This is a genomic window from Paenibacillus sp. p3-SID867, from assembly GCF_025142895.1.
Classification (GTDB): domain Bacteria; phylum Bacillota; class Bacilli; order Paenibacillales; family Paenibacillaceae; genus Paenibacillus_AQ.
This window is the reverse complement of record NZ_JAMBDM010000011.1, coordinates 1-26,439: the sequence shown is the minus strand read 5'-3', so window position 1 is coordinate 26,439 and position 26,439 is coordinate 1. Positions and strand designations below refer to the sequence as shown.

The 26,439-nt window shown below is 47.5% G+C and carries 26 protein-coding genes and 1 tRNA gene; 18 read left to right on the top strand and 9 right to left on the bottom strand.

The genetic code is table 11. The features are described from left to right. Window positions 1-23 precede the first annotated feature (23 nt). Complete coding sequence (locus tag M4D81_RS21920) at window positions 24-251, bottom strand: alpha/beta-type small acid-soluble spore protein (RefSeq protein WP_053492022.1); 228 nt, start codon at window positions 249-251, stop codon at window positions 24-26. A gap of 148 nt (window positions 252-399) precedes the next feature. Here M4D81_RS21920 and nrdR point away from each other — a divergent pair, with 148 nt between their 5' ends. Together nrdR and M4D81_RS21910 are read left to right on the top strand one after the other, a co-directional pair. Continuing rightward, window positions 400-873, top strand: a complete 474-nt coding sequence (nrdR, locus tag M4D81_RS21915; RefSeq protein WP_071218088.1) for a transcriptional regulator NrdR — start codon at window positions 400-402, stop codon at window positions 871-873. Window positions 874-1,049: 176 nt separating this feature from the next. Next, a tRNA-Ala gene (locus tag M4D81_RS21910) sits at window positions 1,050-1,122 on the top strand. Between the two features lie 211 nt (window positions 1,123-1,333). Here the strand turns inward: M4D81_RS21910 and M4D81_RS21905 are convergent. Beyond that, a complete protein-coding gene (locus tag M4D81_RS21905) occupies window positions 1,334-2,515 on the bottom strand; it encodes a YhgE/Pip domain-containing protein (protein WP_260068050.1) in 1,182 nt (393 codons plus the stop codon). 258 nt (window positions 2,516-2,773) lie between these two features. Further along, window positions 2,774-3,553: a nuclear transport factor 2 family protein gene (locus M4D81_RS21900; protein WP_260068049.1), complete on the bottom strand. Its 780-nt coding sequence runs from the start codon at window positions 3,551-3,553 to the stop codon at window positions 2,774-2,776. 195 nt (window positions 3,554-3,748) lie between these two features. On the opposite strand from M4D81_RS21900, the gene M4D81_RS21895 reads away from it, so the two are divergent. From M4D81_RS21895 to M4D81_RS21880, 4 genes are all read left to right on the top strand, one after another. Then, entirely contained in the window at window positions 3,749-4,354 is a 606-nt protein-coding gene (locus tag M4D81_RS21895; RefSeq protein WP_260068048.1) for a TetR/AcrR family transcriptional regulator, read from the top strand. 117 nt (window positions 4,355-4,471) lie between these two features. Further along, the gene (locus tag M4D81_RS21890; RefSeq protein WP_071218110.1) at window positions 4,472-4,753 is read left to right on the top strand and encodes an ArsR/SmtB family transcription factor; all 282 of its coding nucleotides are present in this window, start codon (window positions 4,472-4,474) and stop codon (window positions 4,751-4,753) included. 152 nt (window positions 4,754-4,905) lie between these two features. Beyond that, window positions 4,906-5,973 carry an Atu2307/SP_0267 family LLM class monooxygenase gene (locus M4D81_RS21885; protein ID WP_260068047.1) on the top strand — a complete coding sequence of 356 codons (1,068 nt, stop codon included), beginning with the start codon at window positions 4,906-4,908 and terminating at the stop codon, window positions 5,971-5,973. Between the two features lie 128 nt (window positions 5,974-6,101). Then, the gene (locus tag M4D81_RS21880; RefSeq protein ID WP_260068046.1) at window positions 6,102-7,277 is read left to right on the top strand and encodes an MFS transporter; all 1,176 of its coding nucleotides are present in this window, start codon (window positions 6,102-6,104) and stop codon (window positions 7,275-7,277) included. 212 nt (window positions 7,278-7,489) lie between these two features. On the opposite strand, the gene M4D81_RS21875 is transcribed toward M4D81_RS21880, so the two are convergent. Both M4D81_RS21875 and M4D81_RS21870 read right to left on the bottom strand, forming a co-directional pair. Beyond that, window positions 7,490-8,986, bottom strand: coding sequence for a monooxygenase (locus tag M4D81_RS21875; protein ID WP_260068045.1), 1,497 nt, complete (start codon window positions 8,984-8,986; stop codon window positions 7,490-7,492). A 24-nt stretch (window positions 8,987-9,010) separates the two neighbouring features. After that, window positions 9,011-9,412, bottom strand: coding sequence for a RidA family protein (locus tag M4D81_RS21870; protein WP_260068044.1), 402 nt, complete (start codon window positions 9,410-9,412; stop codon window positions 9,011-9,013). Between the two features lie 234 nt (window positions 9,413-9,646). Between M4D81_RS21870 and M4D81_RS21865 the strand changes: the two genes are divergently transcribed. After that, a complete protein-coding gene (locus M4D81_RS21865) occupies window positions 9,647-9,889 on the top strand; it encodes a MarR family transcriptional regulator (RefSeq protein WP_260068043.1) in 243 nt (80 codons plus the stop codon). A 112-nt stretch (window positions 9,890-10,001) separates the two neighbouring features. Here M4D81_RS21865 and M4D81_RS21860 read toward each other — a convergent pair whose 3' ends face one another. After that, a complete protein-coding gene (locus tag M4D81_RS21860) occupies window positions 10,002-10,223 on the bottom strand; it encodes an SDR family NAD(P)-dependent oxidoreductase (protein ID WP_311200692.1) in 222 nt (73 codons plus the stop codon). Window positions 10,224-10,264: 41 nt separating this feature from the next. Next, window positions 10,265-10,567: a Dabb family protein gene (locus M4D81_RS21855; protein WP_260068042.1), complete on the bottom strand. Its 303-nt coding sequence runs from the start codon at window positions 10,565-10,567 to the stop codon at window positions 10,265-10,267. A gap of 341 nt (window positions 10,568-10,908) precedes the next feature. Here M4D81_RS21855 and M4D81_RS21850 point away from each other — a divergent pair, with 341 nt between their 5' ends. Both M4D81_RS21850 and ilvB read left to right on the top strand, forming a co-directional pair. After that, complete coding sequence (locus M4D81_RS21850) at window positions 10,909-11,787, top strand: helix-turn-helix transcriptional regulator (protein WP_260068041.1); 879 nt, start codon at window positions 10,909-10,911, stop codon at window positions 11,785-11,787. A 784-nt stretch (window positions 11,788-12,571) separates the two neighbouring features. Next, entirely contained in the window at window positions 12,572-14,302 is a 1,731-nt protein-coding gene (gene ilvB, locus M4D81_RS21845) for a biosynthetic-type acetolactate synthase large subunit (protein WP_260068040.1), read from the top strand. A gap of 245 nt (window positions 14,303-14,547) precedes the next feature. On the opposite strand, the gene M4D81_RS21840 is transcribed toward ilvB, so the two are convergent. Continuing rightward, on the bottom strand, window positions 14,548-15,186 hold the full coding sequence (locus M4D81_RS21840; RefSeq protein ID WP_260068039.1) for a TetR/AcrR family transcriptional regulator: 639 nt from the start codon (window positions 15,184-15,186) through the stop codon (window positions 14,548-14,550). A gap of 182 nt (window positions 15,187-15,368) precedes the next feature. On the opposite strand from M4D81_RS21840, the gene M4D81_RS21835 reads away from it, so the two are divergent. The 6 genes from M4D81_RS21835 (at window position 15,369) to M4D81_RS21810 (ending at window position 23,051) form a co-directional block, all read left to right on the top strand. Next, the gene (locus tag M4D81_RS21835) at window positions 15,369-16,127 is read left to right on the top strand and encodes an SDR family oxidoreductase (RefSeq protein ID WP_260068038.1); all 759 of its coding nucleotides are present in this window, start codon (window positions 15,369-15,371) and stop codon (window positions 16,125-16,127) included. A gap of 177 nt (window positions 16,128-16,304) precedes the next feature. After that, the gene (locus M4D81_RS21830) at window positions 16,305-17,255 is read left to right on the top strand and encodes an NADP-dependent oxidoreductase (protein ID WP_260068037.1); all 951 of its coding nucleotides are present in this window, start codon (window positions 16,305-16,307) and stop codon (window positions 17,253-17,255) included. A 45-nt stretch (window positions 17,256-17,300) separates the two neighbouring features. Beyond that, window positions 17,301-18,179, top strand: a complete 879-nt coding sequence (locus tag M4D81_RS21825) for an SDR family NAD(P)-dependent oxidoreductase (RefSeq protein ID WP_260068036.1) — start codon at window positions 17,301-17,303, stop codon at window positions 18,177-18,179. Window positions 18,180-18,736: 557 nt separating this feature from the next. After that, a complete protein-coding gene (locus M4D81_RS21820; RefSeq protein WP_260068035.1) occupies window positions 18,737-19,963 on the top strand; it encodes a copper amine oxidase N-terminal domain-containing protein in 1,227 nt (408 codons plus the stop codon). Between the two features lie 338 nt (window positions 19,964-20,301). Further along, window positions 20,302-22,563, top strand: coding sequence for a M20/M25/M40 family metallo-hydrolase (locus tag M4D81_RS21815; RefSeq protein WP_260068034.1), 2,262 nt, complete (start codon window positions 20,302-20,304; stop codon window positions 22,561-22,563). A 59-nt stretch (window positions 22,564-22,622) separates the two neighbouring features. Then, the gene (locus M4D81_RS21810; protein ID WP_260068033.1) at window positions 22,623-23,051 is read left to right on the top strand and encodes a protein-tyrosine phosphatase family protein; all 429 of its coding nucleotides are present in this window, start codon (window positions 22,623-22,625) and stop codon (window positions 23,049-23,051) included. 9 nt (window positions 23,052-23,060) lie between these two features. Here the strand turns inward: M4D81_RS21810 and M4D81_RS21805 are convergent, their stop codons facing one another. Further along, window positions 23,061-23,921, bottom strand: a complete 861-nt coding sequence (locus M4D81_RS21805; protein WP_260068032.1) for an AraC family transcriptional regulator — start codon at window positions 23,919-23,921, stop codon at window positions 23,061-23,063. A 153-nt stretch (window positions 23,922-24,074) separates the two neighbouring features. Here M4D81_RS21805 and M4D81_RS21800 point away from each other — a divergent pair, with 153 nt between their 5' ends. The 3 genes from M4D81_RS21800 to M4D81_RS21790 form a co-directional block, all read left to right on the top strand. After that, the gene (locus tag M4D81_RS21800; RefSeq protein ID WP_260068031.1) at window positions 24,075-24,905 is read left to right on the top strand and encodes an amidohydrolase family protein; all 831 of its coding nucleotides are present in this window, start codon (window positions 24,075-24,077) and stop codon (window positions 24,903-24,905) included. A gap of 89 nt (window positions 24,906-24,994) precedes the next feature. Beyond that, window positions 24,995-25,960, top strand: a complete 966-nt coding sequence (locus M4D81_RS21795; protein ID WP_260068030.1) for an aldo/keto reductase — start codon at window positions 24,995-24,997, stop codon at window positions 25,958-25,960. Then, window positions 25,960-26,439, top strand: a 480-nt coding sequence (locus tag M4D81_RS21790) for an alcohol dehydrogenase catalytic domain-containing protein (RefSeq protein ID WP_260068029.1), incomplete at its 3' end; no start/stop codon positions are given. The genes M4D81_RS21795 and M4D81_RS21790, both read left to right, overlap by 1 nt.

The window sequence follows — 26,439 nt, the reverse complement described above, 5'->3', positions numbered from 1 at the left end:
CTCCTTTTTTAAGGAAGAATCAATTATTGACCGGAGAATTGACCAGCCAATTGTTGCTCGGCCAGGGTTACAAGACGCTTTGTGATGTATCCCCCGATCGAACCGTTCTCGTAGGAAGTCATGTTACCTTGGTATCCGTCTTGTGGAATGGAGATACCAAGTTCTTGAGCTACCTCGTACTTCAATTGCTCAAGAGCAGCGTTTGCGCGAGGAACAACCAGGTTGTTGGAGTTGTTGTTGCTTTGTGCCATGTTAAGTTCACCTCCTTGGGTTGGTAAAAGTATTATGTCTCGGGTTTCGCATTTTCATAACATAAAAGAAAAAAGTTTTGCTGGTAAATTTTTCATTAGCGCCATTAAGGCTAAAATACGCTGAAACAAAGGAAGTGAAGATGACTTTATGAAGTGTCCATATTGCAGTTATGCCGGAACGAAAGTGCTGGATTCCAGGCCTGCCAACGAGAATAAATCCATCCGCCGCCGCAGGGAATGCGAACAGTGCAGCAAGAGATTCACAACCTTTGAGATGGTGGAGGAAACGCCGCTGATTGTTGTGAAGAAGGATGGAAGCCGCGAAGAATTCAGCCGGGAGAAGGTACTCCGCGGTTTGATCCGAGCATGCGAGAAGCGCCCGGTATCCGTGGACCAGCTGGATATGATCGTATCGGATGTCGAGAAGGCACTGCGCAATACCGCAGCAGCAGAGGTGGAGAGCCGCCAGATCGGGGAGCTTCTGATGGAACGGCTGTATCCGGTCGATGAGGTAGCGTACGTCCGGTTTGCGTCCGTGTATCGGCAGTTCAAGGATATCAATATGTTTATGAAGGAACTGAAAAGCCTGCTGTCCAAGGATACGGACGGTCAGGAGCTGTAAGAGCGCCAGGGTTCTGCGTGATCCAGGTGCTCTTCCGGTGCTCTCAAGGAGCCCATCCTCATCATCGATAAGTGACATTATATAGAGAAGTAAAAGGGATACAGCACGTCATCAAAAAATGTGAAAAACCTGTTGACATGCCTGCTGATTTTTTATATGATATAGAAGTCGCTTACGGGGCCTTAGCTCAGCTGGGAGAGCGCATCGCTGGCAGCGATGAGGTCAGGGGTTCGATCCCCCTAGGCTCCATACAAAGAAAACCCTTGATGGTATATCATCAAGGGTTTTTGCTTTTTTTATAACTTTTTAATACTTCCCAGAAATGGTCTTGGGCACGAATATTGAGAATAATAAAGATGGGTAAAAAGGGATTACATTAAACGCACATTTAACGCAATTTAATAATTACATGAGCGTAAAAAAGGAAGTACAACGCATCGTTGATTGTTCTTACTTTATTTTAATCGCTTGTAACAGAAGTAGGAGCGGCATCTGTCGCTCGACCGAACCTAAATCCGGAAGAGAGCAGCAAGACCAAAAATCCAACGGCGACGCCCCACAAAATCAAGGCGTTTGAGTGAGCTGCGTCCAGTCCGCCGAAGTACATTACTTCGCGTAGCCCTCCTGCCGCGAACCGCAGTGGCGTCCACGAATAGATCCAATCTCGCGTCGTCTGCGACAAGAACTCCGGAGCCATGTTCAGGAGCGGCACGGAGAAGAACATCAGCAGTACGAGCAGCGGCATTGCCCGGAATCCGATCCAATTCAGCAAGGAAGATTGCAACAAGAAGAACGCCGATCCAGCCAACCATAAGAACAACCACGTCTCCCCCGCGTTCGCCAGTTCCATGCCGTACCACGACGAAGCCATCCATATGGTGTAGCACGAGGCTATGCCGACGATCGCAAGCCCCCCGATAGCTTGCAGCGCGCTGACTGTCCATCTCCTTGAACCCGCGGCGACCGCCTTCTGGCTAGCCAGGAACAGGACGACTCCGGTCACCATGCTGCTGATCCATATAATCTGGGTCAACAAACCCGGCGCATTCCCCGCCACATTATTCACTCCCGGTGGATGCACGACTTCCTCCTGAACGTTTACCGGTGTCATTAAAGCTTTAGCCGTTTCAACCGGAATTTGCTCCGTTTGCTGTCCGATCTGCCCAAGCAGCTGCTGCAACAGTTCTCCGTTGATCATTTTCATCGCTTGTCCCATTGCCTGTCCTACGACCATCGAAGCTTGGGTGTTCATACCCTCGTTGGAGATGATCTTTACATTTGGCTGAATCGGCGAGTGAGTTGCTAACGAGAGTAAACCGCTGCTCAGATCCGCCGGAATCACCATCGCTCCGTAATATTCGCGTTTATCCAGTCCTTCCCGAGCCTTTTCCTCGGAATCCACGACATGCCAGACGAGCGGCATTGCCGGGCTCGACAGCAACTTTTCCCGGATCACTTCCCCTACCGCAAACGTTCCTCCAGTCGGCAGCTCCGCCGGCTGGTCAAGGATAACGAGGGCCACCGGGACCTCCTTTGGCTTCGATCCAAGCACCGATCCCATCATCGCTACCCCGAATATGGTCAACACGATCAGGACGAGCACCATTCCCAGCCACATCATTTTTTGTGTCAGCATTTTCACGATCCACTACTCCTCGTCTCTTTATAACGAACATATGGTTGACTATCAACCGCGATGTTCATATGTGAAAGGTCCACCATATAATATGGCTGCATTACACGGTCACTTCATGGCAATGAACAAAAATAGCGTTGCTGCAGCAACGCTTCTGTTTCCATTTGATTACAAAAATGATCACTCAAGTACATTCGTGAATCGAAAGACATCACCGCACTTAAATTTCGGCGATGTCTTTCTAGAGATTCAGCTACACAAACTTCAAAATCTACTGTTCGAATTTTTTCGTTTTTCTGCCGGCAAGATGGCCTCGATTACGTCCCAATGCTCAGCGATCTTTTCATCCTCTACGCGGAACAAATCGTAGAAAGCGGTATGCTGACCATCAAACAGACCTTCACTCATTGTAAGAACAAAATCGCCTTGACCGATAACTTGATGGACATGAGTATATTGAAACTCAACATTTTTCTCCTTCAGAGCCTGCAAAGCAGTGTGAAGACCTGAAAGGCCATCTGCAATATGCGGACTATGCTGAATGTAGTGATCTCCATCAAAGTAAGAGGCAAGCAGGTCAGGGTTCTTCCCGAGCAAGATGTTCTCAACATAGCTTCTGACAAATGCCTTGTTGGCATCCGTCTTGTCGATATCCTTAATCGTAACCGGTCCGTCAATCATTGTATGATTGCTTGGTGTCTTCTCCACCATCTCTTGCAAATTATCCCAGTGCTCAATGATTAGTCCATTCTCAAAACGGAAGATATCAAATACGATTTTAGGGCCGTGAAAATGATATACAGAATGAAGTGCCACATAATTTCCGTCAACTAAAGCCCGCTTAATGCTTACCTTTGTACCAATTTCCTTTAAATGATCTAGAGCACCAAGCATGGTTTCACGACCATCGAGTAAGGCCTGGTTATGCTGAATATATTGATCTGGATGAACGTAAGCCGTAATCGCTTCGGGATTGCCGCTCTCAAAACTTTCCAGTACGGCGACTGCCTTGCGAACAAGCTCATGTTGATGATTGGATGTCATTGGAATATCCTCCTTGGAATTTTTTTTGGTCATTAGATAAATAATGAACATTACGTTGTTTATTTATCTCTTGCTCATTATAATAGAGGCTAATATAACGCTCAATATTCAATATTTTTAGTTATGATGGATAACAGACAACTCATAAAAATTTGTCGCTTAACGACCTAAATAAATGTAGGGGGAACGAAAACAATGAACAAGAAAACCGACCTAAGAATACTGCGCACGAAACAATCAATTCGAAAGGCGTTTTATGAGCTTATTCAGGAAAAGGGATATGAATCCATAACGATCCAGGATATTGCCGATCGGGCTATGATCAATCGAAACACATTTTATCTCCACTACCAAAACAAGCCTGATTTATTAGATACATGTATGAATGAATTGTTGAGCGAACTAAAGGATGCGGTCGTTCTTAGTCCCATCAGCATGAATCCTTTCAGTATTTCTCTACTCGAGACAGTCATGCAAACTGTACTGGAGCATATTTCTCTAAATTTGACCTTTTATCATTCCATGTTAATAGATGAGAATAGAATCTATCAGTTTCAAGCGAAAATGGAAAATATCATTAAAGATAAATTAATTGAGGGGTGGAAACCTGCTCAGGGAAACTCCCCATTAGCGATATCCAAGGAATTGCTGATCGAATACCTCGGTTCGTCTTTCATGGGGATTGTAATTTGGTGGATTAAAAACGATAAACCCCTTCCTGCAGATGAAGTTTCATCTCAGTTTAGCAGAATCGTTGCCTACGGGCATTTAAGAGCTGCCGGCATCGCCGTCGAGGAATAAAATTAGCGAAGTAGAAGGAGCAGGGTTCAGATCTGCCCTTTACATTTGAATGACATGGTGCTAAACTTGATTTCGATAGTTATAGAACTGCAGAAGATATGCGGGGAGGTGGATACAGTGGGAGAAAATCAAGAAGATATCGGGCAAGCGGTTAAAGTGTATAAAGCTTTGGGGGAACCAACCCGGTTGAAAATCGCTTTACTGCTCGCGAAAGAGAGCGATTTATGCTTCACCGCCGTCGGTGAAAGGCTTGAATCGGTTGCAGGCTCGACGCTATCGCATCATTTAAAGCAATTGACGGACTCTGGCTTGATTGATTCTCGCAAGAATGGATCGTTTATTCACTATAACGTCAATCGAGAAATAGCGGAAAAATTTGCGCCCTTTTTGTTGGCGTAATTTTTTCGGAAATCAATTCTATAAGTTTAGAACTATAGAATTGATTGAGGCTTATACTTAAATGGATTTTAGCGAACGAGTCGATTTGGAATGATTATTCAACAGTTTTTTACTAATCCCCCCTATTCCATATTAAGAAGGAGAGAATTACTATGAGCGGTCAAACGAATACGATGGAGATTGGAATGAGCACCTTCCTTCATGCAAATCCCGGAAATGGCGGTGTCTCGCATGCCCAGAGGCTGCGCCAGGCGATCGAAGAAATCCAATTGGCAGATCAGGTCGGCCTTGACGTCTATGCCATCGGCGAGCATCATCGCATCGAATACACAAGCTCGTCGCCAGCTGTCATTCTGGCCGCAGCTGCAGCTACAACGAAGCGGATCCGGCTCTCGAGCGCAGTGACGGTGCTATCTTCGGACGATCCGGTGCGGATATATCAGGACTTTGCAACGTTGGACGGTCTGTCGAACGGGCGAGCGGAAATCATGGCCGGACGGGGTTCGTTCATCGAGTCGTTCCCGCTATTCGGCTATGACCTGAAGCATTACGAGGAATTGTATGAAGAGAAACTGGAACTGCTGTTGAAGATTCGCGCTTCCGAAAAAGTGACCTGGCGTGGCGGTCATCGCCCGGCGATTGACAACATGGGCGTCTATCCTCGTGCACAGCAGGAGCCTTTGCCTGTCTGGATCGGTACGGGCGGCAATCCGGAATCAGCTGTTCGGGCCGGCTTGCTGGGACTTCCTATTGCCTTCTCAATCCTGGGAGGGGAGCCGCAAAGATTCGCACCCTTAGTGGAGCTTTATAAAGAAGCCGCCGTGAAAGCTGGTCACGATCCGAATAAGCTGCAAATTGCTACACATTCGCATGGCTTTATTTCGAATACGGCACAAGAGGCTGCTAAGCGGTATTACCCTGTCATGGCTGGCCAAATGAACCACATTGGACGGGAACGAGGCTGGTCTACCTATACACGTGACTCGTACGATTCAGCCCGCAACCTTCATGGCGCTCTATACGTCGGTGATCCCGAATACATCGCAGAAAAAATCGTGCTGCTGCATAAGAATCTTGGCTTGACTCGCTTCATGATGTACAACGATTTCAGTTCGCTGCCGCATCGCGATTTACTGCAAACGATTGAGCTTCTAGGGACCAAAGTAGCGCCGATTGTCCGTAAGGAGCTGGCACGTCAGACATCTGGCCATAACGCTTAAAGCAGACCACGAACGCTTGGAACGAGGAGGCTTGATTGGGCCGAGAAGTGAAGTCGGCGAATTGAGCATTTTTTTTAAATATGATTTCTATAGATTTAGATCTGTTGAAATGAAAAGAGGAGAAATAGATGAGAAATTCATGGAAAATTTATATTTTAGCCATTGTCAGCTTTTTAGTTGGAACTTCAGAGTTCGTGATTGCCGGCATCTTGGATATGCTTGCAAGTGATATTGGAGTGTCGGTAGCGGCGGCCGGACAGTTGATTACGGTCTACTCGCTTGCTTATGCCATCGGCACCCCGATCCTAATTGCGCTCACGGCAAAAATGGATCGAAGAAAGCTTATGCTGTCGGCTTTGGGATTATTTTTCGTAGGGAACTTGATCACGGTCACAACTACAGGCTACGGCATGCTGCTTGGAGCAAGAATTATCTTGGCGATCAGCACGGGGGTATTTATGGTCGTCGCCCTGACGGTTGCCGCTAAAATATCTCATCCAGGAAAACAGGGCAGCGCAATCGCCACGGTTCTAGTGGGCTTTAATCTCGCACTTATTTTAGGGGTACCGCTTGGGAGAATCATTGCGGGCTCACATGATTGGAAAATCATCTTCACAGGAGTCGGAGCCCTGAGCTTGATCGCGATGCTGGTCCTTTTGCTGGCGATTCCGAGATCGGAAGGAGAGGCTCCCGTTCCTATTCGGGAACAGCTTGCCTTATTAAAAAGCCCCCGAATCACTGTCGCGCTTTCCATCAGTTTTTTCTGGATACTAGGCTATACGATGCTGTACACCTATATAACGCCGTTTCTCCTGGACATTACGGGGATGAGTGAAGGGATGGTAAACATCGGGTTGTTTGCGTTTGGGCTGGCCAGTCTCATAGGGTCCCAAGTTGGCGGTTACGGTGCAGATAAATGGGGTATCCCCCGTACGATGATTGGAGGCTTGCTCTTTCACTCGGGAATATTATTATTACTGACGGCGTTCTCCCACTCGCCCATGATCGTGTTGCCTTTGCTAATGTTATGGTCCTTTTTCGCTTGGTCGACGGGGCCAGTTCAACAAGTTTATTTAATCGGCATGGCCCCTCAGGCTTCGGGGATCATCCTGAGTTTGAATAATTCTATTGTGCAGTTGGGCATGGCTGTAGGGGCTGTAATCGGAGGCATTGTTGTAGAAAGCATCTCGCTAGCATCCGTTGGTTTGCTTGGCGGAGCTTTCGTTGCCATTGGACTCATCCCGGCTATAATTTCATTATCCATGCGTCGCCGATCTGCAGTTGCGGAACGAAATGGAGCGTAACCGGCAATGCGGAAGTTTGAAAACCAGGCTTCTATATAAGTTGAACAAATAATATCAGATCAGGTCACCGATTTCTTCGGTGGCCTGCTGTGCATGTTTGCTTGATTATAGCTTCTGGACCGGGTGCGTTAAGTTGAACCAATACCACAAATAGTGGTAAAGCGCCAGGATCATGGGTAAGGGGGAGGCGGTTACACACCTCAAACGAATTACTAATCTGTAATGTCTCCGCACCAGCGAGTGATTCCTTCATTTATGGTTTGCATGGGATTCGGATCGGATAGAGGAATCGCCCAGGCAATATGTCCATCCGGCCGAATAAGCGCCGTGTGGACGTCGTTCCAATCCGCGTCAGCCTCAGCCAAAGAGGCATGAACAACTTGAAGATTGCTACACGTTTCCCATTGGCCGCTATTCTGTTCATTAGAATGAAAATGCAACAGAAGAAAAGTACCTTTGTGCAGGAGCGGATAGGCGTTAATCAATTGCCCGTCTTTCAGCGTTAAGCTGAGATCCTTGAACCGTTTCCCATTTAAAGGATGGGAAGGCGCTTCGGCGTCGGGTGCATAATGTACATCCATTGCGGAAATTTGTGCAGCGATTTGATAATTAGCCTCCGGTATTTGAATCAGATTAGCCAACATGCTTCGCAGTTCCGTGATGGGAGGAGTCACGTCTAAAAGCAGGGTTTGGACCTCGGTATTCCGGAGTAAGGCCGTATTCCATGGGAAACGTTCGGTATGATAACTGTCCAATAGCCAGTCCGGAGCCCAGCCTTTAATTGCTCCTGCAAGCTTCCAGCCTAAGTTCATCGCTTCTTGTAAGCCGACGTTCATTCCCTGTCCACCAGCCGGAAAATGAATGTGCGCCGAATCTCCGGCCAAAAACAATCGACCATTCCGATAGCGTCCCGCTTGCCGCGTCGCATTTCCAAAACGGGACATCCATTTCACATCGTTCAATCCCAAGTCGCTTCCGGTCGTACGGATGAGCGATGAACGAAACTCTTCCAATGTAACGGTCTCATCCTTAGAGATGTTACGTCTCTCCATATCGATAATCAAGACTCGGTAGATATGATCATTGATTGGCATGATGCTGACCAATCCTTTTTCTGTAATCCGGGATATGACACTCATAGGAGCCAATTCAGATAGAACGGCATCCCCCAGAATAGCCGTGAAGGTCGCATCTGTACCTTCAAATGATATGTTTGCATGCTTGCGAACCAAACTTCTAGCTCCATCCGTACCTACCACATAAGCTGATCTTAACGTTGTTTCTCCATGAGGTCCCGCGATCTTAACGTCAACCCCATCCTCATCCTGGTGCACAGATAGAGCCTCAACCTCTCTCCAGACCTCTGCGCCAAGGTTAAGCGCCCATTCCTCCAGCACCTTCTCCGTCTCACTCTGCGGTAAAAAGAGGGTGTGATTGGAAGAAGAATCCAACACCGAGAAATCCAAGGGGGTTTCTAATCCGGCAAAATGTCCTCTCGAAAGTAAGCGGCCTTGACTGATTAATTGTGATTTCACTCCACGCATATCTAATATTTCAAGGGTTCGTGGATGGACGGTAAGCGCACGTGAATATGGAGTTGTCTCTTTTAATCGTTCAATGACGCAGACCTTTACACCGGCTAATGCCAATTCCCCAGCCAACATCATGCCGACAGGTCCGCCACCGATAAGGATGACTTCATATTTCATATAAATAACCTCTTTTCTTAAACATTATGGGAAGATCACGATAGCGTCTATTTCGATAAGCCATTCAGGATCGGCTAGTGCTTGAACGCCTATATAGGTACTTGCTGTCTTCGGCCAGTTAGGGCCAAACACATAAAATCCTCCGTCAAAAATAATCGAAATCAATTCCGGGTTGTGGTTTACCACAAAAATATTCATTTTTGCAATATACAGTGGATCTGCTTGCACGGCTTCCAATGCATACTTAAGATTGGTGAACACTTGAATCGCTTGCGCGTAATAGTCCCCTGAACCGCCCAAGACTCCTGTTTCATCTACAGAAACCTGACCTGAGATGAAGGCCAGTTTGGAGGCAGTAGTTACCACGACATGAGAAATTACAGATGTAACCTTATCCGTCAATGTCTTCGGATTCACGATTGCCATTGGCAGGTATGCACATTCCTTCATTAATTATTGTTTCGTTAGAATCTTTTTTATTGCTTGTTAAAAAGGGTATGATAAAAATTATATATAAAATTGTTTCATATGAAACAATTTTACTGTACTTAGTCACTCTTTATCCTGTCAACCCCAATCTTAATATGAGCATGCCTGTTTGTTTCTTAGGAAACAATATATGATATAATAAACAATTAAGTCGAGGGAGTCAGCATAATCATGGATACTGCCAGTAAGAACAAAACCGCCATTCATGGATTTTTCGTTAAGTTTCTTGAGCAAAAAGAGCAATATGAAGTCCGAATAACTGCCACATACCTGGAGGATATCCGGAAGCATATTGAATCGGAATTCAGCTTGAATATGACGGAACTGCACATCATTGCGTGCATCGGAGAGCAGGAGCCGATCAATGTCACTTCCATCGCGGAAAGGATAAATTTGGAGGTGCAGTTCAAGTGAGTGTAAATACGCCGCGTTTTTTAATCCAAGAAGCAATCCGGCCAAAGGTACCTTCAAGGTCAAGAAAAAGCCGCTCGTTTCCCGACAGGGGAACTGAGCAACATGATGCAGGTCAGGGAACGACCGCGGTTCGGCTGATATCGGCCTGAATTGCTGCGGCTTCTCCGCCATTCCTTTGAATATTCTGTACAACTTCTGCCGCCTGATCTGCACGATTCGCAAAATTGATAACCACCTTGGCGCCATGATTCGCTAAATACTCGGCAATGGTTCTGCCGATTCCTCTGGATGCTCCAGTGACCAAGGCAACTTTGCCGGCAAGCTTCTTATCCATTTCAGCAATCTCTCCTTTCTAATGTGTTTTAAAGGGGGACATTAAGCAAACGGGTAATCCATAACGACGATTCCTTCAACAAACGGGCCGATGGATTGCAATAAACTTTGATGCAGGGGATGCTGAATATAATCCCGGCAAGCCTGTTGATCCTCAAAAGTGACACGGATCCCCAGCGTAAACCCCTGCATATGCTCTATTTCCTCCGTAACATTAATCCCGGCGCTAAGTTCCACGATCCCCGGAATGTTCCTTTTAAAGTCATGCGCGCGTTTTATTGCACTTTCTTTTGCTTCAATAGAAACATCGGGCTTGAATTTCAATAGCACGATATGCTCAAACATTTTATTCCCTCCAAGGTTTCTGTTTATTTTTGACTTTGGAGCTGCTTCAATTGGGAGAGCTCCTTCATCCATTTCATTGAATATAACGGGCTAACTTCAGATTGTATGAATCTTTGCGAATGCTTCCGACTATGGCGGCTACTTTCATTTTCATCACCTCAATGATAGGGTTTGAATGGAGTTGAACATGTGGGGCCGATCATCACTGTCTATCCATTCTTGCTATTCCTCCTAAGGAGGACATAAACTAGTCTAAATGGACCCGAAGCGGCTAGGAAGAGATCTAGTTATCGTAGGATTGGGAATCCTACGTTCATGAATGGGTAGGAGGCATGGAGATCATGGCAAACAGATTGGACCGTTATGAGGAATTGTCCCGTTTTTTGCGTTCACGCCGTGAACGAATAACCCCAGAGCAAGCAGGTTTACCGGATTCCGGACGCAGACGAACACCCGGACTTCGCCGCAGTGAGGCAGCTCTTCTGGCAGACGTGGGATTGGATTGGTACACCTATTTGGAACAAGGGCGTCATATCAACGTATCCGCTGAGGTCCTTGATCGAATAGCGAAAGTGCTTCGGTTAGATGAATCGGAACGCAGGCATCTCTACCATCTTGCCCGTAAGCAATTTCCCTTGGCCGGTACGGAGCAACCCTCTAGGGTAACACCGGAACTTCAACGTTTTTTGGATAGCCAGAACCCTTCCCCTGCGAATGTCATGGATGCGCGCATGAACATCATTGCCTGGAATGAGGCCTACTGCGCATTAAATGGGAATCTCACGGTTATGCCGGATAGGGAGCGGAATTTGGTCTGGATGACGTTTACTTCTCCCCGTTTCCGCTATGCAAAGGGAGACCAATGGGAACTGCATGCTCGGCGAATCGTTGCCAATTTCCATGCCGGGTATGCACGTCACGTCGACGATCCTTGGTGGTCCGAGCAGTTCGAGGCGCTTTCACAGGCTAGCAGGGAGTTTCGAGAATTTTGGGATTCTCACGAGGTTCTCGATGCGATTGATGCTCCTAAGACGCTGCATTGTCCGAATCTCGGGATCTTGAATTTTGATCTTGTTTCGTTTCATTACTTGAACGATTCTAATTTGACCGTTTCCATTCACGTTCCTCATCCAGATGGCACGGTGGATAAGATGCAGCAACTGTTAATTGATTATCAGAGCCAGCATTCAGAGCAGCTTGAATCTTCTCCAAGAGTTTAGTATAGGAGGGCAATCATGAATGGGTTAAACTTAACGGGTACAAGAGCTCAATAATCATAAAGCAGCTTAGTATCAATTCGGTTTGAAAAAAAATCGAGTCTGTGCTATTATCAGAAAAATTCAAATAAAGCGAAGAAGAGAAGGCTATGCAATAGCGTTTATGTCCAGAGAGCAGAGGGATTGCTGAAACCTCCGTCGTAATGCATGTATAGTGTCGTCTCGGAGCTGTTGACTGAACGTAGAAGGCGTGATTTCACGCCCGCAAGTAGGATCAACCGGCTTGGCATCCGTTAACATGCTGCAGGTAAAGCATCGGCTTTACCTCATGAGACTGCAATTGCGAAATTGCAGTAAACCTGGGTGGTACCGCGAACATTCCCCTTTCGTCCCAAGGCTTCAAGCAGCTGCTTCGAGCCTTGGGAAGGAAGGGGTTATTTGTTTCATACCAGCAGGCGATGAAGAGAAAGCCGACAATGGCGCTTATGCCCAGAGAGCAGAGGAAACGCTGAAACCTTTGCCTTAACCCTTTGTATGGTGTCGTCTCGGAGCTGTTAACCGAAAGCGGCTGGTCTCATTCCATGCCCGAAAGTAGGCTTAACCGAAATGGTGCTCGTTAACGCGCCGCAGGTAAGGCATCGGCCTTACCTCATGAGGCTGCATTCGTGAGAAGGCAGCAAACTTGGGTGGTACCGCGAAAAAATCCCCTTTCGTCCCTGTATGAGCTGACTGCTGTCAGCTTGCTTAGGAGGAGAGGGGATTTTATTTTAACTAAGGAGGCTGCCCAATGGAACAGCAATTAGGAATGACGAATGAAACAACGACGCCATCAGAGGAATATATCACCGGTTCGGAGGTGCTTTTGCGAGGCTTGCTGCAGGAAGGCGTAGAGTGCGTATTCGGCTATCCGGGAGGAAATGTGCTCTATATTTACGACGCGATGGTACATCAGCCTGACTTCAAGCATATCTTGACCCGGCACGAACAAGGCGCGATTCACGCGGCGGACGGCTATGCTAGGTCGACGGGGAAGGTTGGGGTATGTATCGCGACATCCGGTCCAGGAGCAACAAATCTGGTGACCGGCATCGCAACCGCCTATATGGATTCGGTGCCGCTGGTGGTCATAACGGGGAACGTATCTACAACTGTCATGGGCACGGATGCTTTTCAGGAAGCGGACATTATTAGTATCACGATGCCGATTACGAAGCACAGCTACATGGTTCGCGATGTACTCGACCTTCCTCGCATCATTCATGAAGCGTTCTACATTGCAAATACGGGCCGCAAAGGTCCTGTCTTGATCGATATTCCAAAAGACGTGACCAACCAGCGGATGGCATATTGTCCAGCGGACACGGTTCAGTTGCGCGGATACCATGGAGCCCCGGAGCCGAATCCGGCAGAAATAGATGCGCTGCTTCAGGCGATTGCAGAAGCGCGCAAGCCGGTTATTATCGCAGGCGGCGGCGTTGTCTATTCGAACTCCTCCCAGGAGCTGATCAAATTCGTCCACACTACCCGGATTCCGGTCGCGACGACCCTGCTCGGGCTCGGCGGGTTTCCGAGCGATGACGAGATGTGGCTGGGCATGCTCGGACATCATGGCGTATATGCGGCGAATATGGCAGTGCAGAATGCGGATCTCATTATTTCGATCGGCTCGCGTTTCGATGACCGGGTTACGATGAAACTGGACGGATTTGCGCCTCAGGCCAAACGAATCGCCCATATCGATATTGATCCGGCGGAAATCGGCAAGAACGTCAAGACAGATCTCGCGTGCATCGGCGATATTAAAAACGTGCTGGCTTATGCGAACACGAAAGCGCAAGCAGCCCAGACGGGCGCCTGGATCGAGCAGCTTCAAGAGTATAAGGTGCAGCATCCGCTTCGGTATACCGATTCGGATACTGTCATTAAACCGCAATATGTGCTCGAGATGATTAGCGAGACGACGAAAGGAGATGCGATCATCACCACCGATGTAGGCCAGCACCAAATGTGGACCGCGCAGTTTTACCGCTTTAAGCATCCTCGCTCACTCATCACGTCGGGCGGTCTTGGCACGATGGGCTTTGGCTTCCCGGCTGCGATCGGTGCTAAAGTCGGCAATCCAGATCGCCTCGTCGTCTCGATCAACGGCGACGGGGGCATGCAGATGTGCGCGCAGGAGATGGCGATCTGCGCGATTCATCAGATTCCGGTCAAGATCGTGGTCCTGAACAACCAGGTGCTCGGCATGGTTAAGCAGCAGCAGGAATTGATGTACGAACGACGCTACAGCCAGATTGATCTGTCCGGCAGTCCGGACTTCGTCAAGCTTGCGGAAGCATACGGAATCAAGGGATTAAGGGCAACGAACAAGGCTGAAGCCTCCAAGGTCTGGCTTGAGGCGCTGCAGACGACAGGACCTGTGCTCGTCGAGTTCGTCATCCCGACCAATGAGAACGTGTACCCAATGGTGCTTGCCGGTACGCCGCTGGACCAAATGATTCTAGGGTACGACGAATAATTACGCTGAAGAGAGTCGTACGCTTCAAATCCCGCTCCCGCGGTGCTGAGGCATGGAACGCGGCGGGGATTTGGCCGGTCCAGCTCCGAAAGTACGAAGTACAAATTCTGTTGAAGATATGTGCTATTCATTAAGTTAACGGGGATGATAGTTCGGAAACAAACTACGGCAGCCGGCAAGACGATCGGCTGCCGTTTCCGTTGAAGTAATGTAGTCCACAACGGAATCGGATATGGACGCTTTACTTATGAAATGCCTTGCAAAATATGAACGATCTTCATTTCAATATTGGAATTGTCTATGATTTTCAGATATTCAGGTTTTAACAATTGATACTGCTTCATGTAGTAGAAATCCATTATCGCTTGTTTCAAGGTGATATCATACTGAATCGTAAATGACGGCTCGATAAAGCGTCGCAGCACAGCGTCATCTTGAACCATAAACATCACGGCATTCAATCTGTTGAAAATCTGTTGCTCCATACCGGATTCAAAAAAAGTTTGTAAGCTTTTATTCCGATTTTGTAGGGCAACGGACAGATTCTCAAAATGGTGCGGATAAAATTCCTTCAGGTCTTGCAAGAACAAATCAGAGATATACACGGCACACATCAAAGATTGTAAAAATGTTAATTGAAAACGATCCAAAAAAGAGACGGAATCGTCTTTGACAACGGTGTCGGCCTTCTTCGAATAATCAATGTAATAATCCACGACTTGTTCGATGATGTCTTCTTTGGAGGAAAAATGCTTATAGAGTGTCACTTTGCTGATATCCATATATTTTGCGAGATCGTCGACTTTCAGTTGGCTGAATTTTGTTTTTCTTATAACGGGTTTTATTTTTTCTACATATGTCTCTACACTCACGGCTTTTCTCACAGATAAGTGCCTCCCTTTAATGCCTCTCGAACTTATTATAACAAATTTACTGCTTTTTATGTATTAAATTAATTAAATGAACAAAATTAATAAAATAAGTTTACTTATTAAATCTATTGCTATATAATCGGTCCTGTACCTAATCATCCGAATACGGATTATACAAAGGGAGGACGATTCTAATGGAACCATTCAGTAAAGGCAAATTCTCTGACAAAAAGGTCGTGATCACGGGAGGTAGTAGCGGAATCGGCCTTGCGACGGCGAAGTTGCTAGTGGATGAAGGAGCACACGTTCTGATTACTGGACGTACTCAGGCGACGCTGGATGCGGCTCGTGAACAACTCGGCAGCAACGCAATCGCGGTCTTAAGCGATGCCGCCTCATTGAAGGATATCGCCGCATTAGCCGATCGAGTGGAGGCTGAATTTGGAACAGTTGATGCCCTGTTCGTTAACGCTGGTGTTACGGGGTTTGTCCCTTTCGAGGCAATGACCGAAGAAAAATACGACGAGATACTTACAATCAATGCCAAAGGACCGTATTTTACCGTGCAGAAACTCGCTCCGTTGCTAGGCTCAGGTAGCGGGGTAGTCCTTACCACCTCAATCGTGAACGTAGTGGGTCTTCCCATGCTCAGTGCTTACGCAGCTAGTAAGGCGGCGCTGCGCTCCATGACTCGAGGTCTGGCGCGCGAGTTATTACCTCGAAAAATTCGCGTCAACGCAGTCAGCCCCGGCGTCATTGACACAGGTATCATGGAAAAGTCAATGCCGGAAGAAGCTGCCGAGCAGACAAAGGCACAGATGAGACAGCAGATCCCAATGCTGCGTTTAGGCGATCCAGTTGAGGTAGCCAAAGCTGTTGCATTCCTAGCATTTGAGGCCACCTATACCACCGGGGCTGAGTTTCCTGTCGATGGAGGCGGCTCCCAGATCTAAGCTCCTCCGTTCGCACACCTGACTATTAAAGCGAGGGCAGGGGGGCATAGCTTCAGTTCATGACACCCTGCCTTCTAGTGAACTTTATCGTATAGGATTTCGTTGCTTTTCCTTGGAAGACCGTTCGAAATTACAGAGAACATGATTTTATCAGAGCAAAATGGAGGGGACATCACAATGGAGAATACCATGCGGACAATCCGGTTCCACGAATACGGGGAACCAACTGATGTCTTGTGCTTGGAGGAGGTGGCGATCCCAGAGCCAGGGCCGGGACGCATTCGCGTGAGAGTACGCGCTTGCGGCTTAAATCCGGTTGACTGGGTGACGTGCCAAGGCCACTTTGCCGGTCAACTACCCTTGCCTCGCGGAATCGGGTTGGACGTGGCAGGTATTGTAGACGCAATCGGAGAGGGCGTAACCGATGTTGCCATCGGCGATTCCGTTCTGGGTGCGGCAGATTTCATGAATGGATCGAGCGCCGGTGCGTCCGACCGAGCGATTATGTACTACTGGTTCCGCATGCCGGCCGGACTCGACTTTGTTCAAGCTGCAGCGTTGCCAATGGCAGTCGAAACCGCTTACCGAGGCATTGATACTCTTGGGGTGAAATCGGGTCAGATCGTACTCGTGCACGGAGCCGGCACCACGGTAGGGTTCGCCGCCGTTCAAATTGCCCTCATGCGCGGTGCCCGCGTGATCGCAACCGCTGGTCCCACCTACGCCGACAAGCTCCGCTCAATGGGGGCGTTGGTGACCTCGTACGGTGTTGGAATGGTCGAACGAGTGACCGAACTGGCAAAGCAGCCGGTTGATCTCGCCCTGGATACCGCGCCAATCAGCGGTTCATTGAAAGATCTGGTCCAAATCGTCAACGGGCATCCCCGGCATGTCCTAACCGTCAGCGATTTCGCCGCAGCCGCTGAGCTTGGCGTTCGCACCAGCTATGGAGAACTGCATACCGCACGTTATGACGTTGTCGGCGACTTTGCTGGGTACGCAGCGGACGGCAAGTTCACTATTCCGGTCGCGAAGACTTTTGAACTCGACGAATGGCGTTCAGCTGTCGAAATCAGCCAGAGCGGGGGTGCCCATGGCAAACTGATCCTCCTGCCCGACTCCGACTGATGAGCACATGTAACCGATAAAATTTTAAATGAAGGAGGATATGCATTGAGTAAGAACCAACGAGAACATATTGCAGTGATTACAGGCGCAAGTAACGGGATCGGGTTGGCATTGACCCGGAAAATGCTGTCGGAGAACTGGCAGGTGGTTACTTTGAACCGGTCGGATTTTCCGGCGGACGATAGATTCCTCCAAAATCATCTCAAGGACGGACGGCTCCGCACCTATAAAGTGAAGGATCTCACTGATTATGGCAGCTTAAGACACGCTTTGGAAGAAATAAAAAGCAAGGAACAGCGGATCGATATTTTGTTTAACAACGCCGGAGGAGGCTTAAGTGAGCTGCGCTATTCGAAACAAGGCCGCGAATTGCATTATGAATTGTTGACGGTCGTTCCTTTTATTATTCTGATGGAATTGAAGGGGCTGTTGAAGAACGGCAGCTTAAAAACGGTGATAAACACTTCGTCGCAGGTGTTTAGATTTACGAAGGAGTTTACGATCGAAAAATTGGAGCATCCCAAAACCTTCCGCAAAATGTATGGACCCTATGCGACTTCAAAGCTGGCTCTTTCGTTGTGGACCCAAGCCGTCGCACCGCAGCTTGCAAAGGAAGGCATCAAGATCCGCAGCGTTGACCCGGGCATTAACAACACGCTAAGAAAAGGAAAAGATTCCGGACTAACCGCAGGGTTTGAACTGTTTATGAAGTTTTTTTCCTCTCCGCCTACTCATGGAGCCAATCTATTATATGAGGGAGCTCTGGGCAAAAACAGCAATGAGACCGGCGTGTTTCTGTTCAAAGATCGGATTGCGGACTTGAAATTTACAGAACATGCGCAGCGTGTGCTGGAAAAAATCTCCGATATATATAGCCATGAATTTCTTGGAGGGAATGTTCAAGTTAATGGCCGAGTTCCATAAGATTGTTGCTTACAAGGCCATCTTCTGAAGTTCGTTCTCACATTAGGCTGGTACGAGTCTATCCAGCTGTTTTTATGGACTACTGGATCGTATGGTGGAAAGTTCTTTAGTTCGCGTAAGCGCCGACAGCGAGGTTGTTCCATCAATGAAATGGTGCTATGTGACATAGTGAATCAAATACTTCATAGTCATATCGTGGAAGAAGGCATTGAATCGATCGAGATTGCGTTCACGTTTTGGGTGTCATACGGGGGCAGTCTTTTTGTTTATGAGCTCAGTCAGTTTTTACTGGTTGAGCTTTTCGTTATTTGCCCAACATGAGCCCTATCGCTAGGGTTCAAGTCCCGATTAAACAAGACTAAACCTAAAGATATCTTTTCCTTGCTGACTATGCGTATGATTTTTCCCCACTAGCATCCGCCTCAGCAATTAAATCTGCATATCTTTTCCCCTGTTGATCTCTTGTTACCAATTATTACATCCCGTATAATCTCATTATGTGACAACGCGTGCACAGTAAGGAGAAGAACAATATCAAAAAGATGAGGAAATCACCCATGAGAAAATTGCTAGTATGCACGTTAGCTATCATGCTAAGTTTAGCTGCGTTCACCCCCGCTATTTACGCTTCTGAAGTCCGAATATCTGTGGATGGGCGTGATGTACAATTCCCGGATGAGCACCCCTACGTCGATCGGAGATCCAACCTTACGATGGTTCCACTTGCTTTTGTATCCGACAAGCTCGGAGCTGCTACGAAATGGGACGGAAGTTCAAAACAAATTACGATCTCACTTAACCGTGACACGATTATTTTGGTAATTGGCGATAATCATGCACTGGTGAATGGAAAAAGAGTAGATTTCGAGGGGGCGGCGGCGCTCAAAAACGGCCGCACGATGGTTCCGGTGCGTTTTATTAGTGAAGTATTGCATGCAAATGTGGAGTGGCAGCCCGCGCGCAATCTGGTGAGCATTATGACCTCCGTGGCCAATGTTCCGAAAGGAACATGGATATGGGACAGTCACATCATCAAACAGGATCAAGAGAAAATGATAAGCTTCGCCAAAATGAAGGGTGTGACATCCATTTACCTGCAGGTGGATAGAGATATCGACCCAACGATATATGAGGGCTTTATTCGAAAAGCCAAAAACGAAGGAATTCAAGTGGAAGCACTTGAGGGGCGACCCGAATGGGTCTATGAGTCTAAGCAGGAGGATATTCGGAATTTCATCGCGTGGGTTAAAACCTATAATTTCGCTGTTGGCCCGGAAGGAAGCTTTACGGGACTGCATTTCGATATTGAACCTTATGCGCTAAGCGAATGGACAAAGCACAACAAAGCGATTCTTGAAAGCTGGATGGACAATATGAGACTGATCGAAAAAGAAACGAAAGGCAGCGGCTTGAAAATTTCGATGGACGTTCCGTATTGGCTTAATACGATTCATGTACCCGGGAAGAATTACAGTATGAGTGCATGGATGCTGGAGAAGTTCGATTGCCTCGTCATCATGAATTATCGGAATCATGCGTTAGGCAATAATGGAATCGTGGAAAATGCGCAGGTCATGCTGAGAGAAGCCTCCACGCTCAAGAAGAAAATTGTTGTTGCTGTTGAAACGGTCAAAAGCACAGAGGGTCCTCGGGTCTCATTCTATTCCATAAGTAATAAAGTGATGGAAAAGGAGCTTCAGTCCGCCCATAATCAATTGGCGCACTACGCAAGCTATGCCGGCTTTGCCATTCACGATTTCAAAAGCTGGCAGGACATGAAATAAGAAGCTGCTTCTGTTCATAAGGGACATATTTCCGCTTAGCTACGGGTAATTACCAGATCATCATCTCATCATACCGAACAACCTAGGCCCAAGGTGCAAACGCGGCCATTGAAGCCAAATAGCGATTGAATGAAGGCAGCCCATTAGGGTTGTCTTTTTTTTTCGGATCTCGTTCGGAATTAGAACCTTCCTTATTGTCAAGGGGAGGACAGTGCGTAATTTTTTCTAAATAACCTACCTTACCGCAAAGTAAGGTAACTGTAAGATAAACCATTGGTTTGTCTTTTTCTTTTTCATTATGATACTTACAACCATGTAACCATAAGGAGGGATTAATCATGACTAATAATCAAAATTTTAAAGCCATTACGATCATATCATTTATATTTTTGTTTGCCTTTATCAGCCTGTATACCATTGTTCCACCCAGTCCAGATAAGAAGGCGGACATCTCGAAAAATTTCTCAGCAGATCGTGCTGTCCAACATTTAAACAACATAGCAAAGACAGCTCATCCAAGCGGATCAGCAGAAAATGAAAAAGTAAGAAATTATCTTGTTGAACAACTAGAATTAATGGGATTGAGACCAGAAATCGAACACTCCAATCATGCTTCTCTATACCCCAAAATGTTGACTGGCGGAGATATGTACAAAGTGATTGGTAAACTTGAAGGTACCAGCAGTGATCATGCAATGATGATGTCTGCACACTATGACTCTGTTCAACAAGGACCAGGAGCTAGTGATGATGGAAGCGGAGTAGCTGCTCTATTAGAAACCATACGTGTATTAAAATCAGGTCCTCCTTTGAAAAATGATATCTATTTTGTGTTTACAGATGGCGAAGAGCAAGGATTAATGGGAGCAAAGGAATTTTGGACGAAATCAAATCATAAACAAAAAATGGATCTCATCATTAATTTCGAGGCAAGAGGAACAAGTGGTCCGTCTATCATGTTCCAAACCAGCGATCAAAACGGTTGGATGGTAAAAGAATTTGCCAAAGCAGCCCCCAATCCCGTTACTTCATCCTTACTAGGAAATCTGTTTGAAATCATGCCAAACGACTCGGATTTAACGGTTTCCAATGAAAATAAAATACCCGGATTGAATTTTGCTTATGGTGATGGATGGACCGGATACCATACACCACATGATGATGTCAAACACCTAGATATACGTTCGTTAGAACACCAAGGGCAAAATGCCTTAGCCATGGCTAGGCACTTCGGTCAATTGGATTTACATGATATTAAGAAAGAGAATGCCGTTTATTTCAACTTTTTTGGGGTAGTCATTTCCTACTCTTACTACTGGGTCTATCCCCTTACAGGGCTGATTGTACTTTTATTTGCAATGGTTATGATCTTTGCAGTAAAGAAAAAGTGCGCCACTTTCAAAGGGTTAGGAATCAGTTTGCTAGCTATCCTGTTAACTGTCATTTCTTCGATCATCGCAACGGTACTGATTTGGATGGGGGTAAACGCACTTTGGGCTGAAAAAATGACTTTATTTAGTGGTGCAGTATATGACAGTCTTTATTATCAGTGGGCATTTCTGTTAATCACGGCATCTATCTGTTTCCTTATCTGGAGGAAATTACGCACCGTAAATGAATGGGAAATGACATTGTCGGCGATCTTTCTTGGTGTCATATTTCTCATTTTGTTAACACAATTTCTGCCTGGTGCCAGCTATCTGTTTGCTTGGCCATTGCTTGTATCACTACTGATACTTGGGTGGGTGGTATGGAAGAATAAAATGGATAAAATAAATACCAATACATGGGTGTTATCCCTTATATCCTTCTTACCCATAGTACTGTTCGTCCCACTGCTCAAGTTGCTTTTCACCTTTTTTCCGGTCAGTCTTGCACCTTATCTCATGTTGCTTTTTGTTTGGCTCTTAGCTTTGTTATTCATGCAATGTAAACAGCTATTCCAACTAGGACGATGGGTACCTTATACCTTGATAGGAATCGCGGCAGTAATATTATCGATTAGTTTTTTCAGAGCTAATCCAAGTGCAGATCGACCTATAGATAGTAACCTATTCTATGTCGTGGACCAGGATAAAAAACAAGCACAGTGGGTTACAACCCAACCACCAGATGATTGGACGAAGAAATATATAGCTACAACGAATATATCCAATATAAAATCTATTTTACCGTTTAACTATGATAAAAAAGCATGGGTAGGAAATGCACCCGTACGAAACTATCAAATGGCACCAATAAAGCTAGTAAAGACAGAGGAAAAACAAGGGAATAAGATGATTCATTTTCGATTTTCAGGTGGAACAGATGTGCAAAACATGTATCTGTCTATTCCTGGTGGTCGCGTTCAAAAAATAAAAGTTGGTGAAGAATCCTTTACCATACCTAAATCAATGGACACTTTTTATTACAAACAAGCAGGTATTCCAAAACAAGGTTTGGATGTCATTGTAGAGGTTAAAGGGAATCAACCCGTAGCGTTTACTTTTGGTTCTGAACAACATCCTGATCCAGAAATTCGCTCCAAACGTCCACCTCATCTAATGACAAGTGGACTGTTTGATGAAAGTATTTTGGTGATCAAACGGGTCACTTATTGATCCTTAAGAAGAAGTTATCCTGATTCTTGAGATAAATGATACCTAAGGAGAGTGACATTATGAATGATACATGGAACCCCGAATCGCAAGGTGTGCTGCGCCTTCCTTCAGGTCGACTCGTCCGCGGCAGGGCACTAAGACGTCCACTTCCCCCAGGGCTTCAACCCACTTTTGCACTCTACCTGCTCGGGCGAGAACCAGCGCCGGTTACCTGGGAAAGCCACTGGATTCTTTGGCCGGACTTCTGGCTGCCCAAACACAAGGCTGCAGCCGCTGACGCGCTTCGCGAAGCATGGACTCGCGCTGAAGTTGAACGGGTCGAAATCGCCTGTGGGGGAGGGATTGGACGAACGGGGACTGCACTAGCCTGTCTCGCTGTGATTGATGGAGTACCCCATCATAAAGCTGTCGACTATGTCCGGGAGCACTACACTCCACGTGCTGTTGAGACGCCTTGGCAGCGCCGCTTCGTCTCTCGTTTCAAATAGGGAGTTATTTTAGCTTCGTTTTCTGTACTGGCCGGGCGTCTCTCCTGTTAACGATTTGAATACTCTGTAAAAATGAGCAGGTGTTTCATATCCGCATTTCTCTGCGATCACATTCACATTCTCGTCGGAAAACAAGAGAAGTTCCTTGGCTTTAATGATACGTTTGGTGTTGACGTAGCCTATAACGTTCAATGAAGTTAACTGCCGGAATACTCTGGAGAAATGAGAAGGCGACACGCAGGCTTCCCTTGCAAGGTCAGTCAGATGAATCTCTCGCTCGGGATGCTCGTCAATCCGCTTTAGAGCCCGCAATATCCAGGAGGGGCCAATCCGCGGGCTTTCGTGCTGGGTTATTTCATCGGTCAGGAGATGACGATTAATTTGCAGAAGTAACTGGCCGATCGTCAGCAGCACGGCTTCACGGTATCCCGTTTCCTGGTTCGCGAACTCGTCCGCGATTTGCTTGATTGCCATTTCGGCGGCAATTCGCAGTGATCCCGCCAGTCCAATCTTGAACTGCTTTTTTTTGCGGGCGATTTCATAGCATTGAAGCGGAAAGTATCCATCGCCGAGCGAAGGCCCGGCAATGAGAGTCGGTGCAAAGAAAATCGCCGATGAGACGATTGGGTCTTCTAGGTCCGGCAGGGCATGATGGATCGTGTTGCCGGGGATAACGAACAGATCGCCGGCGCTTTTTTGGTACCAGCAATTGTCGATGAAAAATATCCCTTGGCCGCTGTGCACATAAACGAGTTCATAATGATCATGCAGATGATTGGGGAGTTCATTGTCCGGGTACTTTATGGTCTTATACACAATTTCAAACGGAAACAGCGGATCTCCGGCAAATGATTTACGGTAGGGCTGCATGGGTGGAGACCTCCTTTTCGGCGCTTGGTCATATCAAAAAAGGATATAAAAATGCCTGTTCTAGACATTACAATATCATAAAACGGAATATACAATAAGGGTATTCAAACTAAGGATACCAAAGATATTTAGATAACGAGGTGCTTGTTTAAGATGAGAATCGATGCCCATCAGCATTACTGGTCTATCGCACGCGGGGATTACGGATGGATTACGCCGGAGATCCCGAAGCTTTACCGCGATTTTTTGCCAGCCGATCTGGAGCCGCAATTACGCGTTCATGGGCTGGATGGTACGATCCTGGTTCAAGCCGCCCCGACTGTCTCGGAAACAGACTTTATGCTGAGGCTGGCTGAACAGACGCCTTCCATACTTGGCGTCGTAGGCTGGCTCGATCTGTTCGACCCGAACCACCGACTGCATTACGAGAGATTCAGCCGCCACCCGAAATTTGCAGGCTTTCGTATCATGATCCAGGACATGCCCGACGCAGCGCGAATTTTGGAGCCAGCATTTGTGAAAGCGCTTAAAGGCTACTCCCAGGATGATGTTTCGATCGATCTGTTGATCGTATCCGGGCAACTCCCCCCAGTACTGGAGCTGCTGAGGCAGGTTCCAAACCTGAGGGGCGTCATTGATCATATCGGAAAGCCGTCGATCCGAAGCGATGAATGGGAGTCATGGGCAGAGGCAATGAGCCAGGCTGCTGCGTTTCCAGGCATCCACTGCAAAATCTCGGGGATGGTGACGGAAGCCGATCATGAAAGCTGGGATTACGTAGAGTTCGCTCCTTATGTCCAGCACATTCTGGAGATATTTGGCCCAGACAGAGTCATGTTTGGCAGCGATTGGCCAGTCTGCCTGCTTGCTGCCGGGTACGACGAGGTTATAGAGATTGTTCGGCGGGCTCTACCGAAGTCTTGGGGAGAAGAGGAACAGTCGCGGTTGTTCGGAGTCAATGCGAAAGAGTTCTACAAGCTTTGAGCGTTTAGAACCTGAGCTCACAGTGCTGGTAATCGGCCAAAAAGTCTGGAAAAAGAATCGCCAATATGCATGGATGGAGGGAAACCAAAATGAAGTTTCGAAAATTGGGTCGCACGGGACTCGAGGTGTCGGTCCTCAGCTTCGGCGCCTCTTCGCTCGGATCGGTCTTCCGCGAAACGTCAGACCGCGAGAGCATTAAAACAGTGCATGCTGCCCTTGACGCAGGCATCAACTATATTGATGTTTCGCCTTACTATGGATTGACCAAGGCGGAGTCCGTACTCGGCCAGGCGATCAAGGAGCTTCCGCGGGATCGTTTCCTGCTATCGAGCAAAGCAGGACGATATGGTGAGAATACATTTGATTTTTCTGCGAAACGAATTTTTGACAGCGTTGAAGAAAGCCTGAGGCGGCTGAACACGGATTATCTCGATATTCTTTTTTTGCATGATATTGAATTCGTGCCGTCCGGCATCATTCTAGAGGAAGCTGTGCCTGCACTGCTCAAGCTGAAGGAGCAGGGGAAGATACGTTTTACAGGCGTTAGCGGACTTCCGCTGAAACTATTCGAGCAGATCCTTCCGCAGATTGAAGTGGACGCGATCCTGTCTTATTGCCACTATTCTCTCAACGATACCACATTGCTTGATCTGATTCCGCTGCTAGAGGAACGCAGCATCGGCCTGGTCAATGCTTCACCGCTTTCTATGGGGCTGCTGAGCACCCGAGAAACCGCTGACTGGCACCCGGCTGATCCCGAGCTTAAAGCTGCCTGCAGGAAGGCGGCCGAACACTGTGCCTCCCGCGGATACGATATCGCCCAGTTGGCCGTGCAATTCTCGACCGCTAACGAACGTATTCCGACGACGCTGGTGAGCACGGCTAATCCGGAAAACATCGTCAAGAACGCAAGGTGGGTCGAAGAGCCGATGGACCAGGAGCTGCTGGGTGAAGTGTCGGACATTCTCGCTTCGGTCCATAATCGGACCTGGGCGAGCGGACTACCTGAGTATAATGGCAGTCCACGGACGGAAGCGAAAGAGGGGCGGGCGTAGTGAAAGGGATTGTCTGCGAAGAAGCCGGAAGGCTGGTTTATCGAGAGGATTTACCCGAGCCAGTTAGGGGCGAAGGAGAGGCGATTGTTGCGATTCGACGCATCGGCATCTGTGGCACGGACCTGCACGCATACCAGGGAAACCAGCCTTATTTTACTTACCCTCGCATCCTCGGGCATGAGCTCTCCGGGGTGATCGAAGAGATTGGCGATAATCCGGAAGGGCTAAGAGTGGGCGATCAGGTCAGTATGATTCCGTACCTGCACTGCGGCCATTGCGGCGCCTGCCTAAGCGGCAAAACGAACTGCTGCCGCAGCATGCGCGTGCTGGGCGTGCACCTGGATGGCGGCATGCGCGAGCGGATTTCTGTTCCCGTCTCCCATCTATTCCGGATGGAAGGGCTGTCACTGGATCAGGCGGCTCTACTCGAGCCTCTGGCGATCGGCGCGCATGCCCTCCGCCGATCGGGTCTACATCCC

What these genes read in the sequence shown, in the direction of transcription:
- M4D81_RS21920 (WP_053492022.1), bottom strand. Translation starts at nt 251, where the DNA reads ATGGCACAAAGCAACAACAACTCCAACAACCTGGTTGTTCCTCGCGCA.
- nrdR (WP_071218088.1), top strand. Translation starts at nt 400, where the DNA reads ATGAAGTGTCCATATTGCAGTTATGCCGGAACGAAAGTGCTGGATTCC.
- M4D81_RS21900 (WP_260068049.1), bottom strand. Translation starts at nt 3,553, where the DNA reads ATGACATCCAATCATCAACATGAGCTTGTTCGCAAGGCAGTCGCCGTA.
- M4D81_RS21895 (WP_260068048.1), top strand. Translation starts at nt 3,749, where the DNA reads ATGAACAAGAAAACCGACCTAAGAATACTGCGCACGAAACAATCAATT.
- M4D81_RS21885 (WP_260068047.1), top strand. Translation starts at nt 4,906, where the DNA reads ATGAGCGGTCAAACGAATACGATGGAGATTGGAATGAGCACCTTCCTT.
- M4D81_RS21880 (WP_260068046.1), top strand. Translation starts at nt 6,102, where the DNA reads ATGAGAAATTCATGGAAAATTTATATTTTAGCCATTGTCAGCTTTTTA.
- M4D81_RS21875 (WP_260068045.1), bottom strand. Translation starts at nt 8,986, where the DNA reads ATGAAATATGAAGTCATCCTTATCGGTGGCGGACCTGTCGGCATGATG.
- M4D81_RS21870 (WP_260068044.1), bottom strand. Translation starts at nt 9,412, where the DNA reads ATGGCAATCGTGAATCCGAAGACATTGACGGATAAGGTTACATCTGTA.
- M4D81_RS21865 (WP_260068043.1), top strand. Translation starts at nt 9,647, where the DNA reads ATGGATACTGCCAGTAAGAACAAAACCGCCATTCATGGATTTTTCGTT.
- M4D81_RS21860 (WP_311200692.1), bottom strand. Translation starts at nt 10,223, where the DNA reads ATGGATAAGAAGCTTGCCGGCAAAGTTGCCTTGGTCACTGGAGCATCC.
- M4D81_RS21855 (WP_260068042.1), bottom strand. Translation starts at nt 10,567, where the DNA reads ATGTTTGAGCATATCGTGCTATTGAAATTCAAGCCCGATGTTTCTATT.
- M4D81_RS21850 (WP_260068041.1), top strand. Translation starts at nt 10,909, where the DNA reads ATGGCAAACAGATTGGACCGTTATGAGGAATTGTCCCGTTTTTTGCGT.
- ilvB (WP_260068040.1), top strand. Translation starts at nt 12,572, where the DNA reads ATGGAACAGCAATTAGGAATGACGAATGAAACAACGACGCCATCAGAG.
- M4D81_RS21835 (WP_260068038.1), top strand. Translation starts at nt 15,369, where the DNA reads ATGGAACCATTCAGTAAAGGCAAATTCTCTGACAAAAAGGTCGTGATC.
- M4D81_RS21830 (WP_260068037.1), top strand. Translation starts at nt 16,305, where the DNA reads ATGGAGAATACCATGCGGACAATCCGGTTCCACGAATACGGGGAACCA.
- M4D81_RS21820 (WP_260068035.1), top strand. Translation starts at nt 18,737, where the DNA reads ATGAGAAAATTGCTAGTATGCACGTTAGCTATCATGCTAAGTTTAGCT.
- M4D81_RS21815 (WP_260068034.1), top strand. Translation starts at nt 20,302, where the DNA reads ATGACTAATAATCAAAATTTTAAAGCCATTACGATCATATCATTTATA.
- M4D81_RS21810 (WP_260068033.1), top strand. Translation starts at nt 22,623, where the DNA reads ATGAATGATACATGGAACCCCGAATCGCAAGGTGTGCTGCGCCTTCCT.
- M4D81_RS21805 (WP_260068032.1), bottom strand. Translation starts at nt 23,921, where the DNA reads ATGCAGCCCTACCGTAAATCATTTGCCGGAGATCCGCTGTTTCCGTTT.
- M4D81_RS21800 (WP_260068031.1), top strand. Translation starts at nt 24,075, where the DNA reads ATGAGAATCGATGCCCATCAGCATTACTGGTCTATCGCACGCGGGGAT.
- M4D81_RS21795 (WP_260068030.1), top strand. Translation starts at nt 24,995, where the DNA reads ATGAAGTTTCGAAAATTGGGTCGCACGGGACTCGAGGTGTCGGTCCTC.